This window comes from Asticcacaulis sp. P4_H10, assembly GCF_056400965.1.
In genome coordinates this window covers 167,478-183,391 of sequence record NZ_JBFUKH010000008.1, presented here as the reverse complement: position 1 = coordinate 183,391, position 15,914 = coordinate 167,478, and the positions used below count along the sequence as shown (strand labels likewise).

The 15,914-nt window shown below is 61.1% G+C and carries 15 protein-coding genes and 2 tRNA genes; 5 read left to right on the top strand and 12 right to left on the bottom strand.

Annotated elements, in window-relative coordinates:
- Positions 1-2: 2 nt before the first annotated feature.
- From nuoG to ndhC, 9 genes are all read right to left on the bottom strand, one after another.
- Positions 3-2,063 (bottom strand): NADH-quinone oxidoreductase subunit NuoG, encoded by a 2,061-nt coding sequence (gene nuoG, locus AC1DON_RS15540; RefSeq protein ID WP_476935723.1) that lies wholly within the window; start codon positions 2,061-2,063, stop codon positions 3-5.
- A 69-nt stretch (positions 2,064-2,132) separates the two neighbouring features.
- Complete coding sequence (locus AC1DON_RS15535) at positions 2,133-2,567, bottom strand: TM2 domain-containing protein (RefSeq protein WP_476935722.1); 435 nt, start codon at positions 2,565-2,567, stop codon at positions 2,133-2,135.
- A 12-nt stretch (positions 2,568-2,579) separates the two neighbouring features.
- On the bottom strand, positions 2,580-3,893 hold the full coding sequence (gene nuoF, locus AC1DON_RS15530) for an NADH-quinone oxidoreductase subunit NuoF (RefSeq protein ID WP_476935721.1): 1,314 nt from the start codon (positions 3,891-3,893) through the stop codon (positions 2,580-2,582).
- Positions 3,893-4,558, bottom strand: a complete 666-nt coding sequence (gene nuoE, locus AC1DON_RS15525; protein WP_476935720.1) for an NADH-quinone oxidoreductase subunit NuoE — start codon at positions 4,556-4,558, stop codon at positions 3,893-3,895. Before nuoE ends, nuoF begins: the two co-directional genes overlap by 1 nt.
- 91 nt (positions 4,559-4,649) lie before the next feature.
- Positions 4,650-5,009 (bottom strand): hypothetical protein, encoded by a 360-nt coding sequence (locus AC1DON_RS15520; RefSeq protein ID WP_476935719.1) that lies wholly within the window; start codon positions 5,007-5,009, stop codon positions 4,650-4,652.
- Positions 5,006-6,220 carry an NADH-quinone oxidoreductase subunit D gene (locus tag AC1DON_RS15515; protein WP_476935718.1) on the bottom strand — a complete coding sequence of 405 codons (1,215 nt, stop codon included), beginning with the start codon at positions 6,218-6,220 and terminating at the stop codon, positions 5,006-5,008. Before AC1DON_RS15515 ends, AC1DON_RS15520 begins: the two co-directional genes overlap by 4 nt.
- Positions 6,221-6,272: 52 nt before the next feature.
- Entirely contained in the window at positions 6,273-6,878 is a 606-nt protein-coding gene (locus AC1DON_RS15510; protein ID WP_476935717.1) for an NADH-quinone oxidoreductase subunit C, read from the bottom strand.
- Between the two features lie 13 nt (positions 6,879-6,891).
- Complete coding sequence (locus AC1DON_RS15505) at positions 6,892-7,473, bottom strand: NuoB/complex I 20 kDa subunit family protein (protein ID WP_476935716.1); 582 nt, start codon at positions 7,471-7,473, stop codon at positions 6,892-6,894.
- The gene (ndhC, locus tag AC1DON_RS15500; RefSeq protein WP_192620207.1) at positions 7,443-7,832 is read right to left on the bottom strand and encodes an NADH-quinone oxidoreductase subunit A; all 390 of its coding nucleotides are present in this window, start codon (positions 7,830-7,832) and stop codon (positions 7,443-7,445) included. Before ndhC ends, AC1DON_RS15505 begins: the two co-directional genes overlap by 31 nt.
- A gap of 336 nt (positions 7,833-8,168) precedes the next feature.
- Between ndhC and AC1DON_RS15495 the strand changes: the two genes are divergently transcribed.
- The 4 genes from AC1DON_RS15495 to AC1DON_RS15480 all read left to right on the top strand — a co-directional run bounded on the left by AC1DON_RS15495 (position 8,169) and on the right by AC1DON_RS15480 (position 13,947).
- A tRNA-Asp gene (locus tag AC1DON_RS15495) sits at positions 8,169-8,245 on the top strand.
- A 386-nt stretch (positions 8,246-8,631) separates the two neighbouring features.
- Positions 8,632-11,874, top strand: coding sequence for an autotransporter domain-containing protein (locus AC1DON_RS15490; protein WP_476935715.1), 3,243 nt, complete (start codon positions 8,632-8,634; stop codon positions 11,872-11,874).
- A 90-nt stretch (positions 11,875-11,964) separates the two neighbouring features.
- Entirely contained in the window at positions 11,965-12,867 is a 903-nt protein-coding gene (locus AC1DON_RS15485; RefSeq protein WP_476935714.1) for an endonuclease/exonuclease/phosphatase family protein, read from the top strand.
- A gap of 63 nt (positions 12,868-12,930) precedes the next feature.
- Entirely contained in the window at positions 12,931-13,947 is a 1,017-nt protein-coding gene (locus AC1DON_RS15480) for a potassium channel family protein (protein WP_476935713.1), read from the top strand.
- A 98-nt stretch (positions 13,948-14,045) separates the two neighbouring features.
- Here AC1DON_RS15480 and AC1DON_RS15475 read toward each other — a convergent pair whose 3' ends face one another.
- Entirely contained in the window at positions 14,046-14,441 is a 396-nt protein-coding gene (locus AC1DON_RS15475) for a helix-turn-helix domain-containing protein (RefSeq protein WP_476935712.1), read from the bottom strand.
- A gap of 111 nt (positions 14,442-14,552) precedes the next feature.
- On the opposite strand from AC1DON_RS15475, the gene AC1DON_RS15470 reads away from it, so the two are divergent.
- Positions 14,553-15,170, top strand: coding sequence for an SAM-dependent methyltransferase (locus tag AC1DON_RS15470; RefSeq protein ID WP_476935711.1), 618 nt, complete (start codon positions 14,553-14,555; stop codon positions 15,168-15,170).
- 66 nt (positions 15,171-15,236) lie between these two features.
- Here AC1DON_RS15470 and AC1DON_RS15465 read toward each other — a convergent pair.
- Both AC1DON_RS15465 and AC1DON_RS15460 read right to left on the bottom strand, forming a co-directional pair.
- A tRNA-Val gene (locus AC1DON_RS15465) sits at positions 15,237-15,312 on the bottom strand.
- A gap of 143 nt (positions 15,313-15,455) precedes the next feature.
- Positions 15,456-15,731 (bottom strand): HU family DNA-binding protein, encoded by a 276-nt coding sequence (locus AC1DON_RS15460; RefSeq protein ID WP_476935710.1) that lies wholly within the window; start codon positions 15,729-15,731, stop codon positions 15,456-15,458.
- Positions 15,732-15,914: the final 183 nt, after the last annotated feature.

The window sequence follows — 15,914 nt, the reverse complement described above, 5'->3', positions numbered from 1 at the left end:
CTCTATTCCGCCGCAGCCGGCACGTTGCCGCGCCGCGACGCCGAACATTCCGCCATGGCGACGGAGGCCCGGGCAATCGGGTTGGTCATGTAGAAGTCCGTCACCGGCGACGTGAAGACGCGGTCGCGGATGTCGCCCTTGGCCCCGAGGCCGCGGACGTCGAATACCCTGGTGGCGGGCCTTACGTCGATTCGGCCGAACACCGGATGGTCGGTGATCAGTTTCTCACGCAATTGCGACAGGCTGTCGTACGGCAGGGTCTTGCCGATGCGTTCCGACAGGGCGCGGATGATGGCCCAGTCTTCCTTCGCCTGGCCCTTCGGGAAGACGCAGCGTTCGGCGATCTGAACGCGGCCTTCGAGATTGGTGTAGATGCCCGACTTTTCGGTATAGGCAGCGCCCGGCAGGATGATGTCGGCGGCGGAAGCGCCGGCGTCGCCGTGGCTGCCGATATAGACGACGAAGGTCTTGCCCAGATCCTTGGGGTTGAACTCGTCAGCGCCGAGCAGGAACAGGAGGTCGACCCCTCCCCGGATCATGGCCGAAGCGTCGAGCGCCTCACCGACCGGCACGAAGCCGAGGTCGAGACCGGCGACGCGCGAAGCGGCCGTATGAACGATATTGAAGCCGTTCCAGCCGTCCTTGATGGCGCCGCAAGTGTCGGCGATCTCAGCGATTTCGCGCAGGATTGCCCCGCCGTCTTCGCCGTTGAGTGCGCCGGGACCCACCAGGATGGCTGGCTTTTTGGCAGTGCGCAGGGTTTCGCGGAAGGCGTGCTTCTTGAAATCCTTGACGGCCTTGGGGCCAACGCCGACGTGGGTGTAGTCGTAGGTCAGGTCCGTCGCGTCACCGATGACGCCGATCTCGACGCCGCCCTTCAGCCACGACTTGCGGATTCGGGCATTGATCAGCGACGCTTCGTGGCGCAGGTCGGTGCCGACCAGCAGGATGGCGTCGGCCTCTTCGATGCCGGCGATGCCGGTGTTGAACAGCCAGGATTCGCGGGGTGTGCCTTGCGTGAATGGCCCCACTCTAGCCCCGTCCTGGCGGCAGTCGAGATTGGTGACACCCAGGCTATAGAACAGGTCGCGGGCGGCCTTCATGGTTTCGGCGTCGCTGAGGTCACCGGCGATGACACCCGTCTTTGCGGCATCGGTCGTCTTGACCTTGGCGGCGACGGCATCGAGCGCCTCGTTCCATGACACGGCGACCAGCTTGCCGTTCTTGCGAACGAACGGCTGGTCCAGGCGGCGGCGCGACAGGCCATCGACGGCGTAGCGCGACTTGTCCGTCAGCCACTCTTCGTTGATGTCTTCCTTCAGGCGCGGCAGCGCGCGCAGGACGGCCGGACCGCGATTGTCGATGCGGATATGCGCACCCAGCGCATCATGCACGTCGATCGTTTCGGTCTTGGTCAGTTCCCACGGGCGGTAGTTGAACGACCACGGACGGTGCGTCAAAGCCCCGACCGGGCACAGATCGTTGACGTTGCCCGACAGTTCCGACGACACGGCCTGTTCGAGATAGGAGGTGATTTCGGCGTTCTCACCGCGCGAGATCATGCCCATTTCGGTGACGCCGGCGACTTCGGTCGTGAAACGGACGCAGCGCGTGCACTGGATGCAGCGCGTCATGAAGGTCTTGATCGTTGGCCCGAGGTATTTTTCCTCAACCGCGCGCTTGTTCTCTTCGTAGCGCGAGCCAGCCTTGCCATAGGCCACCGACTGGTCCTGCAGGTCGCATTCGCCACCCTGGTCGCAGATCGGGCAATCGAGCGGGTGATTGATGAGCAGGAACTCCATCACCCCTTCGCGCGCCTTCTTGACCATCGGCGTATTGGTGAAGATTTCCTGGCCCTCGGCGGCCGGCAGGGCGCAACTGGCCTGCGGCTTCGGCGGTCCGGGCTTTACCTCGACGAGGCACATGCGACAGTTGCCGGCGATCGACAGGCGCTCATGATAGCAGAAGCGCGGGATTTCCTCGCCCGCCAGCTCCGCAACCTGAAGCACGGTCATGCCGGGGTCGAACTCGACCTCCACACCATTGACTTTTGCCTTGGCCATGCCGTTATACCTCAACTTGCTCGGATAGTACGCGGATACAATTGCGATTTTTGCGGTTCAATCCAGTCGTCAGAACCATGACTTCTTCCCCGCCACATAGTCCTCGTAGAAGCTTTGATCGGACTTCACGAGATAGATGATCAGTTCGATGAAACTGATGAATGCAACAACGGCACCGGGGATGATGATGACCCAACCGACGGTCCCGCAAATCAGCATGGTGATCCCGGCGCCGGTTTTGCCGAGATAGAATTTGTGGATGCCGCACCAGCCGAAGAAGAAGCACAGCAGCGCTGCGACCCACTTGTTCTTTTCCCCGATCCCGCTGGCGATGACGTAGACGCTGGAGGCCATGCCGTCGCTGCCTTCGAAATCGACCGTCGCGCCGTTCGGCACATAGGTGCTGTCACCGCCGAGGTCCGACGCGCTGAACGTATAGCGCTGGCCATCGTCGCCGCTGATCAGGCCCGTGGAACCGTTGAAGGAAAGAACCTTGCCGCGCATCGCCCCTGCCCTCTATTCCGCCGCAACCGAATGGCCGGCGTAATTGCTCTTGCCGGAACGATACTGGGCGATCCGCGCCTCGATTTCCGGACGGAAATGGCGGATCAGGCCCTGGATCGGCCAGGCAGCCGCGTCGCCAAGCGCACAGATGGTATGGCCTTCGACCTGGGTGGTGACTTCAAGCAGGGTGTCGATTTCCGAAGGATCGGCATCGCCCTTGACCATGCGCTCCATGACGCGCCACATCCAGCCGGTGCCTTCGCGGCACGGCGTGCACTGGCCGCAGCTTTCGTGCTTGTAGAAGTAGCTGAGACGGGCAATGGCGCGGATCAGGTCGGTCGACTTGTCCATGACGATGACCGCCGCGGTCCCCAGGCCCGAGCGCAGGTTTCGCAGGCTGTCGAAATCCATCGGCAGGTTTTCGCACTGCTCGGCCGGGATCATCGGCACCGAAGACCCACCCGGAATGACGGCCTTGAGGTTGCCCCAGCCGCCGCGAATGCCGCCGCAGTGATCCTCGATCAGCTGGCGGAACGGGATCGACATGGCCTCTTCAACATTGCACGGCTTTTCGACGTGGCCGGAGACACAGAACAGCTTGGTGCCTGCGTTGTTCGGCGCGCCGAAACCGGCGAACCAGGCTGCACCTCGGCGCAGGATGGTGCCGACGACAGCGATCGATTCGACGTTGTTGACGGTCGTCGGGCAGCCATAGAGGCCCGAACCGGCCGGGAACGGCGGCTTCAGGCGCGGCTGGCCCTTCTTGCCTTCCAGCGATTCCAGCAAGGCGGTTTCTTCGCCGCAGATATAGGCGCCGGCGCCATGATGGATATAGACGTCGAAGTCCCAGCCATGGATGTTGTTCTTGCCGATCAGCCTGGCCTCATAGGCCTGCTTGACGGCGGCTTCCATGCGCTCGCGCTCCAGGACGTATTCGCCGCGCAGATAGATGTAGCAGGCCTTGGCCTGCATCGAATAGGAGGCAATCAGGCAGCCTTCGATCAGCAGGTGCGGATCGTGGCGCATGATTTCCCGGTCCTTGCAGGTGCCGGGTTCCGATTCGTCGGCATTGACCACCAGGAAGTGCGGACGGTCCTTGACCTCCTTGGGCATGAAGCTCCACTTCATGCCGGTCGAGAAGCCGGCGCCGCCCCGGCCGCGCAGGCCGGAATTCTTGACGTTGGTAATGATCCACTCGCGGCCGCAGGACAGGATGTCCTTGGTCGAGTTCCACGCGCCGCGCTGCTTCGCGCCCTCCAGGCCCCAGTCATGGAAACCGTAGAGGTTGGTGAAGATGCGGTCCTTGTCTTCGAGAATGCCGACCATCAGGCTTGCGCCTCCGCCGTGGGTGCGTTGGGAATCTTGACGGGTTTGGCCGCCGAGCCGTCGTACAGGCTGGCCGTGTTCAGCGTCGTGGCGCCGCCCAGCGGCTCCGACGTGTGGCGGCCATTGTACGGACCCGGATTGGGCGCCTTGCCCGCTGCGAAATCGTCGATGATCTGGGCCAGGTTTTCCGGCGTCAGGTCTTCGTAATAGTAGTCGTTGATCTGGGCCATCGGGGCATTGCAGCACGCACCCAGGCATTCGACTTCCTGCCAGGTGAATTTGCCGTCGGCCGACAGCTTGTCCTTGGCACCGATCTTGTCCTTGCAGACCTTGAGCAGCGCATCAGACCCGCGCAGCATGCACGGCGTCGTGCCGCACACCTGGATCAGGGCCGCCGAACCGACCGGCTCGAGCATGAACATGGTGTAGAAGGTCGCGACTTCGAAGACGCGGATCTGCGCCATCTGGAGCAGCTTGGCGATCGCGGTAATGGCGGGCTCACTGACCCAGCCTTCCTGCTTCTGGACCAGCCACAGGATCGGGATGACCGCGCTTTGGCGGCGCGATTCCGGATACTTGGCAATCCACCAGTTGGCCTTTTCCAGCGTCTCGGCTGAAAAGGCGAAACTGGCAGGCTGTTCCTTGGCTAGACGACGAACACCCATCAGGCGCCTCTCACAATACACATGTCTGCGGAAGGGGCTTTACACCGCTCGCCGCGAAAAAACAGGGAAAAAACAATCGATCCACCAGTCATCATGACCCCATTGCCTCGAAGCGCGCCGTACGGGCGGCGCGGACACGGTTCTGTGCCGCGGTCACGAAAGACATGCGGCGCATGACGACCAGGCCAATCAGGGCCACGCCGATCATGATGTAGTTGACGGTCATATCAACGCTGACCGGCGGCTGGAGCATCGTATAGATGCGGAAGCCGAGCACGGCGATGAAGGCCGGCAGCGCCGGCAGGAAGGTATAGATGACCAGGTCGCGGATATAGCCCGCCGCGCCACCGCCATGATACGGCCAGTTCGGGCGCGAAATGTAGATGGTCAACGCCAGGACGCCGAATACGACGCCGATCAGCGCAAACGCCATAAGTTGTTCGGTCGTCATCTGTCGACCTCCCCGAACACGATGTCGAGCGAGCCCAGGATGGCCGAAACGTCAGCCAGCAGGTGACCGCGGTTCATCCAGTCCATCGCCTGAAGGTGGGCAAAGCCCGGCGCGCGGATCTTGCAGCGATAGGGCTTGTTGGTGCCGTCAGAGACCAGATAGACGCCGAATTCGCCCTTGGGCGCTTCAACAGCGGCATAGACCTCGCCTTCGGGCGTCTTGAAGCCTTCGGTGTACAGTTTGAAGTGATGGATCAGGGCTTCCATCGAGTTCTTCATGTCGGCGCGGCGCGGTGGCGTCACCTTGTGGTCGGTCGACAGGACCGGACCCGGCGTGACCTTCAGCTTTTCAATGCACTGTTCCATGATGCGCACCGACTGCTTCATCTCTTCGATGCGGCACAGGTAACGGTCCCAGCAGTCGCCGTTCTTGCCGACGACGATGTCAAAGTCGAACTCGTCATAGCATTCATAGGGCTGCGAGCGGCGCAGATCCCACGGCACGTCCGAGCCGCGCAGCATGACGCCGGTGAAGCCCCAGTCATAGGCCTCGTCCTTGGACACCACGCCGATATCGACATTGCGTTGCTTGAAGATGCGGTTTTCGGTGACCAGCGCCTCGATGTCGGCCAGTGCCTTGGGGTAGTAGCGGCACCAGGCTTCGATGTCGTTGATCAGTTCCGGCGTCAGGTCCTGGTGGACTCCGCCTGGGCGGAAATAGTTGGCGTGCAGGCGCGCACCCGACGCGCGCTCATAGAAGACCATCAGCTTTTCACGCTCTTCGAAACCCCACAAGGGTGGGGTCAGGGCGCCGACGTCCATGGCCTGGGTCGTCACGTTGAGCAGGTGGTTCAGAATGCGGCCGATTTCGCAGAACAGGACGCGGATATACTGGGCGCGCTTGGGCACCTGAACGTCGAGCAGCTTCTCGATCGCCATACAGAAAGCGTGTTCCTGGTTCATCGGCGCCACGTAGTCGAGGCGGTCGAAGTACGGAATGTTCTGCAGATAGGTGCGGCTCTCCATCAGCTTTTCGGTGCCGCGATGCAGCAGGCCGATATGCGGATCGACGCGCTCGACGATTTCACCGTCGAGATCGAGCACGAGGCGCAGAACGCCGTGGGCGGCCGGGTGCTGGGGACCGAAGTTGATCGTGAATTTACGATCATCTTCGCCTTTCGGCTGCACTTGCGTTGTCAGATCATCCGCCATGGACAAAACCTTTACCCATCAAACTCTTGTTATCGCTAAAGCAAGTAATGCCTTAAGCGGTCTTGGCCTTTTCATCACCCGGCAGGATGTATTCGGCACCCTCCCACGGCGACAGAAAGTCGAACTTGCGATATTCCTGAATCAGCTTGACGGGCTCATAGACCACCCGCTTTTGCTCTTCGTCGTAACGGACCTCGACATAGCCCGTCATCGGGAAGTCCTTGCGCAGAGGATGCCCCTGGAAGCCATAGTCGGTCAGGAGGCGGCGCAGGTCGGGATGGTTCGAGAACATCATGCCGTACATGTCGAAGGCTTCGCGCTCGTACCAATCGGCGTTCGGATAGACTTCGCGCACTGACGGCACCGGCACGGCCTCGTCGGTCGTCACCTTGATGCGAATGCGGATGTTCTGGGTCATCGACAGCAGGTGGTAGACGACGTCGAAACGGCGCTCGCGCTTCGGATAGTCGACACCGGTCAGGTCGATCAACTGATGAAAGCGATAGGGCTCGCGCTTCAGCTTGGCCAGGATATCGACAATGCGCTCGCGCTCGACCGTCAGGGTCAGCTCGCCGTATTGGAGACGGGTTTCTAGAATCGCTTCCTTGAACTCGGCTTGGGCGCGTTCCGCCAGGGCCTGCAACTTTTCAATGGACATGTGCGTTGCTCCCTTAGCGACGGATGCCGCCGGTGCGGCGGATCTTCTTCTGGAGTTGCAGCAGGCCGTACAGCAGGGCCTCCGCCGACGGCGGGCACCCCGGCACGTAGACGTCGACCGGAACAACGCGGTCGCAGCCGCGCACGACGCTATAGCTATAGTGATAATAGCCGCCGCCGTTCGCACACGATCCCATCGACAGGACGTAGCGCGGATCGGGCATCTGGTCGTAGACCTTACGCAGGGCCGGCGCCATCTTGTTGGTCAGGGTGCCGGCGACGATCATCAGGTCCGACTGGCGCGGGCTGGCGCGCGGCGCCATGCCGAAGCGTTCCATGTCGTAACGCGGCATCGAGGCCTGCATCATTTCGACGGCGCAGCACGCCAGGCCGAAGGTCATCCACATCAGCGAACCGGTGCGCGCCCAGGTAATAACGTCATCGGCCGAAGCGACCAGGAAACCTTTTTCATTGAGCTCGGCTGAGACCTGCTCAAAGAACTTGTCGTGGACGTCGGGATTATAGCCTTCGACCGTCGAACGGCCCGCCTGCCCTGCTGGTAAAATCACTCCCATTCCAGGGCTCCCTTTTTCCACACATATACATAGCCAAGCGCCAGCTCGACGAGAAAGACAATCATCGTCCAGAAGGCGTACTGCATCGAAGACATGTCCATGTCGAACAGCGTCACGGCCCACGGAAACAGGAAGGCGGCTTCGATGTCGAACACGATGAACAGGATCGACACCAGGTAGAAGCGCACATCGAACTTCTGGCGCGCGCTGTCGAAAGCATTGAAGCCGCATTCATAGGCCGAAAGCTTTTCGGTATCCGGCGCCTTGGGCGCCAGAACCAGCGCGGCGATGATGAAGCCGAGGCCAAGCGCCGTGGCGATGCCGAAGAATATGATGACCGGCAGATAGTTCAGCAGGAATTTCGTAAACTCAGCATCCATTCGACACCTCAACAATACCGCACATAAGCGCGCGACCACGCGGACATTAACTGCGTCCACGGACTCAATCGACCTGCTATTAGACCAGTTGGTTCCCGGCTTCAAACCTTTGCAGTGCGAAATTTTCAAGTTTTCCGCCGGTATCGCCGTTTTTCGGCCATCATGCGACGAAATCGCCCAGCCCTTGTGGTGCATATGAAAATCACTCGCAATAAAAACGCAAAACCGGAAATTACTCACAGGTTTGGCGACAACGCGCTTGACAGTCAGGCCGCCCCCCCATATTAAGCCGATCTCTCGACGGCGGACACGCTTTCGCAATCGAGACAAGGGAATGCGGGTGTAGCTCAGTTGGTTAGAGTGTCGGCCTGTCACGCCGAAGGTCGCGGGTTCGAGCCCCGTCACTCGCGCCACCCCTGCCGAAAGGCAATCGGGTGGCTCCGCATTTCCCTCCTCTTTTTTTCTTACATTGAAAAAGCCAAATCGCCTTTACGGGCGAAATGGGCTTTGTGGGAAATGTGGCTTCGCGACAGCGCGGACAGCCGGCGGACATAATTACGCCCTCTTTATTTTCGAATTCTGGCAGCCTTGCGGGTGGGGTAATCGCGCGCCGTGCCGCGCGCTTTGCGCGCGGGCTTTTCCGTTGGCGAAAATAAGGCTAAGGAAGACCGCAGCAAATTATGGACAACCGGCCCGCAAGGCCGCACAACACCTGTGAAATGGGCGACCGCCGTCGCCGAACCGATGAAAACCGAAGTTAAGCACCGCACGTTACGCACTCAGGGAAGCTTTTAAGACCATGCGCAAACACCAACTTCTGTCCGCCACGGCTATGGGCCTTATCCTGACGGGCCTCGTCGCCGGACAGGCCTTGGCCGCAACGACGATTTCGACCGCCACCACCGCCCCGGTCAATACGACGACGGCTGGCGACCTGACGGTTGATTCGAACGGCAAGATCACCCTGACCTCGGGCACGGCCATCACGGTCAATTCCAACAACACTGTCAGCCTGACCGGCGCCATCGACATGGCCAAGTCGGCCGACAATTCGACGGCGATTCTCATCGATGGCGGCCGGACCTCATCGCTGACGATCGGCGGCGCCATCACGGTCACTGACGACTACACGGCGACCGACACCAAGAATACCGGCGATGGCGTCCTTGACGGTCCGTTCGCGCAAGGCACAGGCCGCTATGGTGTGCGTTCCACCGGCGCCACGCCCTTCGTCGGCAATGTCACCATTACCAGCGCCAGCGCCATCAAGGTCGAAGGCAACAACTCCTACGGCGTGCGTTTTGAGAACAAGATTGACGGCGCTTTCAAGAGCGACGGCGCCCTGGCCCTGGAAGGCGACAACAATGTCGGTATCGCGCTGGATAATGGCGCGACCGGCAACGTGACCTTAAGCGGCAGCATCGGTGCGCACGGCAAGGACACAAGCGCTGCGACCCTGAACGGCGATTTCGCCGGCAATGTTATTATCGACGGCACCTACTCGTCGTCCGGCTATGCGACGGCTACGCCCTCCAGCCTGACCGCTGCGCAAATGATCGCCGTGTTGGCGACCCCTGAAGACATGTACCAGAGCGGCGCGACCGTCAGCCTGGCCGGCAACTACGCCAAGGGTGTGCGCATCGGCGCCGCGCAGGGCGATACCGATACGGCGATCGCCGATGAGGACGGCGACGGCCAGACCGATACCGAACAAAACACGGCAGCCATCACCAACTATGGCTCGGCCCCTGCCCTGCGCATCGGCTCGGCGACTGCCGCGACGACCTTGAGCGGCGTCACCTACGCCACCGGCGCCATTTCGCCGCCGACCGTAAATTACGGCCTGCTGATTCGCGGTGGCATCACCGGCTCTGGTGTCTATTCCGGCATCAACGCTACGGGGGTGCAACTGGGCGGCCTGGGGCAGGCTGTGACCATCGCCAACGGCATCGGCGTATACGGCACGTCGGGTGTGATCGCCGCGAGCTCGGCCGGCGGTAATGCGACCGGCCTTCTGGTCGGCTCAGGCCTCAGCACGCCGCGTCTGGACATCAATAAGGGCACCATCCGCGCCGCGATCGCGACGGTCACGACGTCGACAACCAGCGGCACCACCACGACCTACAGCACGGTCGGCGCGGGCACGACGGCGCGCGCCATCGACATCGCCGCGGGCGCCAGCCTGCCCATCATCGATATCGCCGCAGGTTCGACGGTTTCAGCATCAGCCACGGGCTCGACGGCCAACGCAACGGCTATCCGCGACCAGTCGAATACGCTGACTACGCTCAACAACAAGAACGTCCTGTCCGGCACAATCACGGCCAGCGACGACAACGGCGACGGCGTTGCTGATACGCTGGTCAATCGCGGCATCGCGGTCGATACACACACCAACACGGTCGGCCTGGCGCTGACCATGACAGACACGGCCCCGACCGATTCCGACGCTGACAAGGCGATTGCCGCGCCCTATATCCTTGGCGACATCCTGCTGGGGTCGGGTAACGACGTTGTCACCCAGAACGGCGGCACGATCTCCGGCAATATCGATTTTGGCGCTGGCGCCAATAGTTATACGATGACCGGCGCGGCAATATACGCAGGCAAGCTGAACGGTACAGGGTCGGTGGCGCTTGATATCGGCGGAACATCTGTCGCGGTTCTGGCTGCTGGCTCGAAGCTCAACCTCACCAGCCTGCATCTCGGTGACAAGGCATCGCTCAGCCTGACTTTGGACGCTGACACACCGACCGTTCCTATTTTTGCCTCTTCGGGTCCCGTCGTATTCGACAACGGCGCGACGCTCACTATCGGCGTCAACAAGGTCGTGCTGGAGGAAAAGACCTTCACGGTGCTGACGGCCTCGAATATCAATATGGGCACAATAACCAATCTGGATGGCCGCACGCCCTACGTCTATCACACGGATCTGACGACCGACACGGCCAAGACGACGCTTTCGGCCAAGTTCCGTCTCAAGAATCAGGCTGAGGCCGGCTTCACCGATAATGAATATGCCGCGTTCGTCCCGGTAATGAAGGCGGTTGAAAAGGATTCCGGTGCGACCACGGCGATCATGTTGACCCGGACCAAGGCCGAATTCGATCCTATCTATAACCAGTATCTGCCGGACTATTCGGGCGAGACAGCCATCACCCTGGCTGAGGGCCACGAATCGATCACGCACGGGCTGGGCAACCTGACCGTTATTCCGAACAATGAAGGCGGCCAGTACTGGCTGCAGGAATACGGCTTCCATAATGAGCGCGAACGCGGCGATACGGCCGGCTTCGAATCGACCGGCTTCAGTTTCGCCGGCGGCCGTGAAACCGCCATGGGCGACAAGTCGATGGTTGGTGTCTACCTGTCCTACACCTCGACGACGCCGATCGACACCTTCGCGATCGGCAACGAGGACCTGGTCGCATCCGACCTGACCCTCGGCGGTTACTGGCGGATGCGCAACGGCGGCTTCAAGAGCTGGGCGCATTTCGGTGCCGGCTTCGCCCAGTTCGAATCGACCCGTCAGTTGCTGACCAACTACGTGACTCACGCCGCGGAATCGGACTGGAGCGGCTTTTCGTACAGCGCTGGTTTCGGCGCCTCGGTCGACTACCGTGCCGGCTTCTTCAACGTCACGCCGCAGGTCACCGCCGACTTCTACGGCTTGAACGAACAGGAACGCTCCGAAGCGGGCGGTGGCGACTCCTTCAACCTGGACGTTGCCAGCCGCGATTCGAAGATTTCCAGCGCCAAGGCGCTCGTGAACGTCAGCTATACGCGCTGGTTTATCCGTCCGGAGCTGTGGCTGGGCTGGAAGCAGAGCATCGCCGGCGACATTGGCGACACAGTGGCCAACTTCAAGGGCGGCACGGCTTTCACGCTTAACGGCGGTGAAATCACCGGCGGCGGCCCGGTGGCCGGCTTCCGTCTGTCGACCGACAATGAATACAGCTACTTCGCGCTTGAAGGTAACTTCCAGGATATGGAAGCTTACAAGAGCTACAGCCTGTCGCTGCGCACGCGCTTCCAGTTCTAAGGACGCGCCAGCCGGCACGATACAGTTCAAACCGCCAGTCTTTTCAGAAGGCTGGCGGTTTTTGCTTATTCGGGATGTGATGGGGGAATTATGGAAAAGACCGCGCGTTATCTCATCGCTTTTGGGCTGATTGTTGGGCTCACCATCAGCCTTGCCGCGTTCGTCGGCGGATGGCCGGGCGACATGATCGCACCGTTCCGCATGCAGTTCCTGGTTCTGGCCATCGTCGCACTGGTCGCCGCGCTGCTGCTGAAACGGCGCTGGCTGATCGGCCTGGCGGCGGTTGTCGTGGCGGTGAACCTCTGCCCCATAGCCTACAGGGTACTTAACCGGCCTGTCCTGCCCGCCGAAGCACCGGGCAAGCCCGTCAGCCTGGTGTTCTCAAACGTCCTGACCGGTAATCCTCAGCACGCCAAGGTTATCTCGCTGGTCGAGACCGAGGCGCCCGACATCTTCGCCGCCGCCGAGACCTCGCCGGAATGGATCGCTGCGCTTGAGGCACTGTCGGACCGCTATCCTTATCGTTATGGACCGGATCTCGGCATATTCGGCGTCGCCATTTACGCCAGGCGCCCGTTCAAGGCCGAGGTGTTCGAGCTGGGGACATTGGGCATGACCGCGGCACGCGCCGATTTCGGCGACTTCATTTTCTACGTCGCCCATCCCATGCCGCCCGCCACTACCAGGCTGACCGTCGACAACCGCGCCTATATCGACGCCCTCGCCGCACGAATCGCGAAGGAAACCAAACCGGTCGTGTTGGCGGGCGATCTCAACGCCACCCTGTGGTCGGGCAGCCTGAACTCGCTGATGGCCAACCGGATGCAATGGCCGTCAGGATCGGGCATCACCCACACCTGGCCGGAAGGCCGGCCTTGGCTGGCGATCCAGATCGACCACGTCCTGACCAAGGGCGTCAAGGCCGGCAAGTTCAAGGTCCTGACACCGGTCGGGTCTGATCACTTGCCCGTGCGCACCGATCTGGTGTTCTGAAAACACTGGCGAGGCATGTGAAACCCGCCTAGCATATCCCGGTTCAACGGACGGCCGACCCATATGCCCCTAACCCTGCCGCTTGTCCTCAAACGCAAGCCGAAGATGAATGTGTGGCAGTCGCTGTGGGTCCGGGCAGTGCTGTGCGCCATCTGTCTTGGCATCGCCATGGGCGGTCACTGGCTGGATCGCGGCGGGTTGCGCGACAATATCGATGGCGACGTGTCGTTCAGCGATGTCGTCTATTTCACGGCGATTACCGTCACGACCGTGGGCTATGGCGATATCGTACCGGTCAGCGACCGGGCGCGCATGTTCGACACCTTTGTGGTCACGCCGGTCAGGCTGTTTATCTGGATCATCTTTCTTGGCACCGCCTATACGCTGGTGCTCAAAAGCACGTGGGAGCAGTTTCGGACGCACATGATTCGAAAAACACTGAAGGACCACATCATCATCTACGGCTATGGCTCGACCGGCGAATCGGTGGTCGATGAGCTGTTGCGCCAGGGCGCGAAGCCGGAAGCCATCGTCGTCGTCGACCAGAGCGAGTTGCGCATCACTGCTGCCATCGAACGCGGTGTTACCGGCATTGTCGGCGACGCGACCTTTAACGCCACGCAGGCGGCGGCCAGCATCACCACGGCAAAGGCGGTCATCATCTCGACGCACCGCGATGATTCGACCGTGCTGATCGTGCTGAGCGCGCGGCAGATGAACCCGACCGTCTCGATCAGCGCTTCGGTTCGCGCCACCGAGAACGAGGACCTTATGCGCCAGGCCGGAGCCAATAACGTCATCAACCCGGTCAGCATGGGCGGGCACTTGCTGGCGCGGGCTTCGGAAGGACGGCACGTCGTCGAATACATCGCCGACCTGGCTTCGGCCGACGGTTGCGTGGTCCTGCGTGAGCGCGAAGTCACTCCGGATGAGGTGGGGACGCCGCTGGAAAGCCTCAGGACCGGCAAGGGCTTGCGGCTGTGCCGCGCGGGCAAGATCCACGGCTACTGGGAAGCCGAAGCCAAGGCGCTCCAGGCCGGGGACGTGATCGTCGAAATCGCGAGAACGCAGCAGGCTTAGATCGGAATCGTTTTAAACAGAAATGCCGTTCCGATCTAAGTTTTTGCTTTTTCGCGATATTTTTGGCGAAAACCGCTGACACTTTTCGCCATATCGCTCTAGGCGCGCCTGGGCTTTGTGACGCCTTTCAGCAGGCGTTGGAAGGTCGGGCATTCAAGGTGGCTGGGCGCCGGACAGTCGGCGGCGTGGCGCAGGCCGTCGCGCAGGGCGCTGAGGCGGCGTATGGTCCGATCGAGTTCAATGGCCTTGGCGGCCAGGATCCGACGGTCGATGTTCACGCTGCCGTCGGTGCCGAACATGGCAGCGATATCATCGAGTGAGAAGCCGGCCTTGCGGCCGAGGGCTATGAGCGACAGGCGTTCAAGCACGGCGCTTTCGAACAGGCGCCGCAACCCGCGCCGGCCGATCGAGGCGATCAGCCCCTTTTCTTCGTAGAAGCGTAAGGTCGAGGCTGGCAAGCCGGATTGCCTCGCGACCTCGGCGATATCGAGCATGTGAATTTTCCGCGTTTTTGTCCTTGACCTCAACCTAGCTTGAACTTGTAGTCTTTTCCAGACGCATAAGGATATGCGGGCAAATAATTGATGTAGATAAGGAATACGGCCATGACCGGATTTACCGGAGCGGACTTCTGGGACGAACGTTATAAGCACGACACCTATCTCTATGGTGCAGAGCCCAACGATTTCCTGCACGAGCATGCCAGCCTGTTCCGCTCGGGCGACCGGGTGCTGAGCCTGGCGGAAGGCGAAGGACGCAATGCCGTCTTCCTGGCGGAACAGGGCTGTTTGGTGCAAGGCGTTGATTTTTCACCGGAGGGGCAAGCCAAGGCGCTGGTTTTGGCCAAGGCGCGCGACGTGGCCATAGACTATGTCCTGGCTGACCTGACGCAGTACGACATGGGCAGCTCCGCCTGGGATGGGATTGTTTCGATCTTCTGTCATATGGCATCGCGCGACCGGCCGCCGCTCTATGCCGCCATCAAGGCCGCGCTCAAACCCGGCGGGGTATTCGTCCTGGAGGGCTATAACGCCGACCAACTGTCTTACAGCACGGGTGGGCCAAAGGATGTCGATTATCTGACGTCACTGGACATGCTGATGGAAGCATTCGAAGGCTTCGATATCCTGTCGGCGCAGGACACGGTGCATGACATCCGTGAAGGGCTGGGCCACACGGGTTCCGGTTCCGTGACGCAGTTCATCGCCCGCAAGCCTGTGTAGGCTGCCGTGAGCATGAGGCCTATACCAATTGTGACGTAAACGATCAGGGTCCAGGGCCTGTGGCCCTGGTGGGCGATGACGGGATCGAACCGCCGACCTACTCGGTGTAAACGAGCCGCTCTGCCAGCTGAGCTAATCGCCCTCTCCAGGAGGAGGCCTAGGGGCGAAGCCCGAAGGAGGGCACCGTGTGCCAACCTCCCCCCTAAAAGTCAAGAGGCGTTTCCGCTATGTGCAGAAACGCCCCTTGAATGACTTGTGGACGGTCTTGTGGGCCGTCCAGACAGCTTAGCCGTTCAGCGCGCCCTTGAGGCCTTCGCCGACGCGGAAGCGGGCCGTGACGGAAGCCGGACGCTTCACGGTTTCGCCGGTGCGCGGGTTGCGGGCCGTGCCGGCTTCGCGCTTGACGGCGAGGAAGGTGCCGAAGCCGACGAGGCGGACGTCATCGCCGCTCTTCAGGGCGCCGACTACGCTCTCGGTGAAAGCGTCCAGGGCCTTCTTCGCTTGATCCTTGGTCAGTCCAGCCGATTCCGCGATCGCGGCTACCAGTTCAGCTTTGGTCATATCGTTTTCTCCCTTACCCGAGTTGGGCGGTTGGCTATTCGCCCTGTTGCAGCCATAGGGTTTGCGGTTTCGAACCGGCCATGAGTCGCCAACAGGTGACGGGATAGAGACACCAAAAATTAATGCGCGTCAAAACAGAAATCGGAGTTTTTGCACTGCAAACCGTGTTTTTTTAAGGGTTTG

Bases quoted from the DNA above. Each gene is read 5' to 3' on its own strand.
- nuoG (WP_476935723.1), bottom strand. From the start codon at position 2,063: ATGGCCAAGGCAAAAGTCAATGGTGTGGAGGTCGAGTTCGACCCCGGC.
- AC1DON_RS15535 (WP_476935722.1), bottom strand. From the start codon at position 2,567: ATGCGCGGCAAGGTTCTTTCCTTCAACGGTTCCACGGGCCTGATCAGC.
- nuoF (WP_476935721.1), bottom strand. From the start codon at position 3,893: ATGGTCGGCATTCTCGAAGACAAGGACCGCATCTTCACCAACCTCTAC.
- nuoE (WP_476935720.1), bottom strand. From the start codon at position 4,558: ATGGGTGTTCGTCGTCTAGCCAAGGAACAGCCTGCCAGTTTCGCCTTT.
- AC1DON_RS15520 (WP_476935719.1), bottom strand. From the start codon at position 5,009: ATGACGACCGAACAACTTATGGCGTTTGCGCTGATCGGCGTCGTATTC.
- AC1DON_RS15515 (WP_476935718.1), bottom strand. From the start codon at position 6,220: ATGGCGGATGATCTGACAACGCAAGTGCAGCCGAAAGGCGAAGATGAT.
- AC1DON_RS15510 (WP_476935717.1), bottom strand. From the start codon at position 6,878: ATGTCCATTGAAAAGTTGCAGGCCCTGGCGGAACGCGCCCAAGCCGAG.
- ndhC (WP_192620207.1), bottom strand. From the start codon at position 7,832: ATGGATGCTGAGTTTACGAAATTCCTGCTGAACTATCTGCCGGTCATC.
- AC1DON_RS15490 (WP_476935715.1), top strand. From the start codon at position 8,632: ATGCGCAAACACCAACTTCTGTCCGCCACGGCTATGGGCCTTATCCTG.
- AC1DON_RS15485 (WP_476935714.1), top strand. From the start codon at position 11,965: ATGGAAAAGACCGCGCGTTATCTCATCGCTTTTGGGCTGATTGTTGGG.
- AC1DON_RS15480 (WP_476935713.1), top strand. From the start codon at position 12,931: ATGCCCCTAACCCTGCCGCTTGTCCTCAAACGCAAGCCGAAGATGAAT.
- AC1DON_RS15475 (WP_476935712.1), bottom strand. From the start codon at position 14,441: ATGCTCGATATCGCCGAGGTCGCGAGGCAATCCGGCTTGCCAGCCTCG.
- AC1DON_RS15470 (WP_476935711.1), top strand. From the start codon at position 14,553: ATGACCGGATTTACCGGAGCGGACTTCTGGGACGAACGTTATAAGCAC.
- AC1DON_RS15460 (WP_476935710.1), bottom strand. From the start codon at position 15,731: ATGACCAAAGCTGAACTGGTAGCCGCGATCGCGGAATCGGCTGGACTG.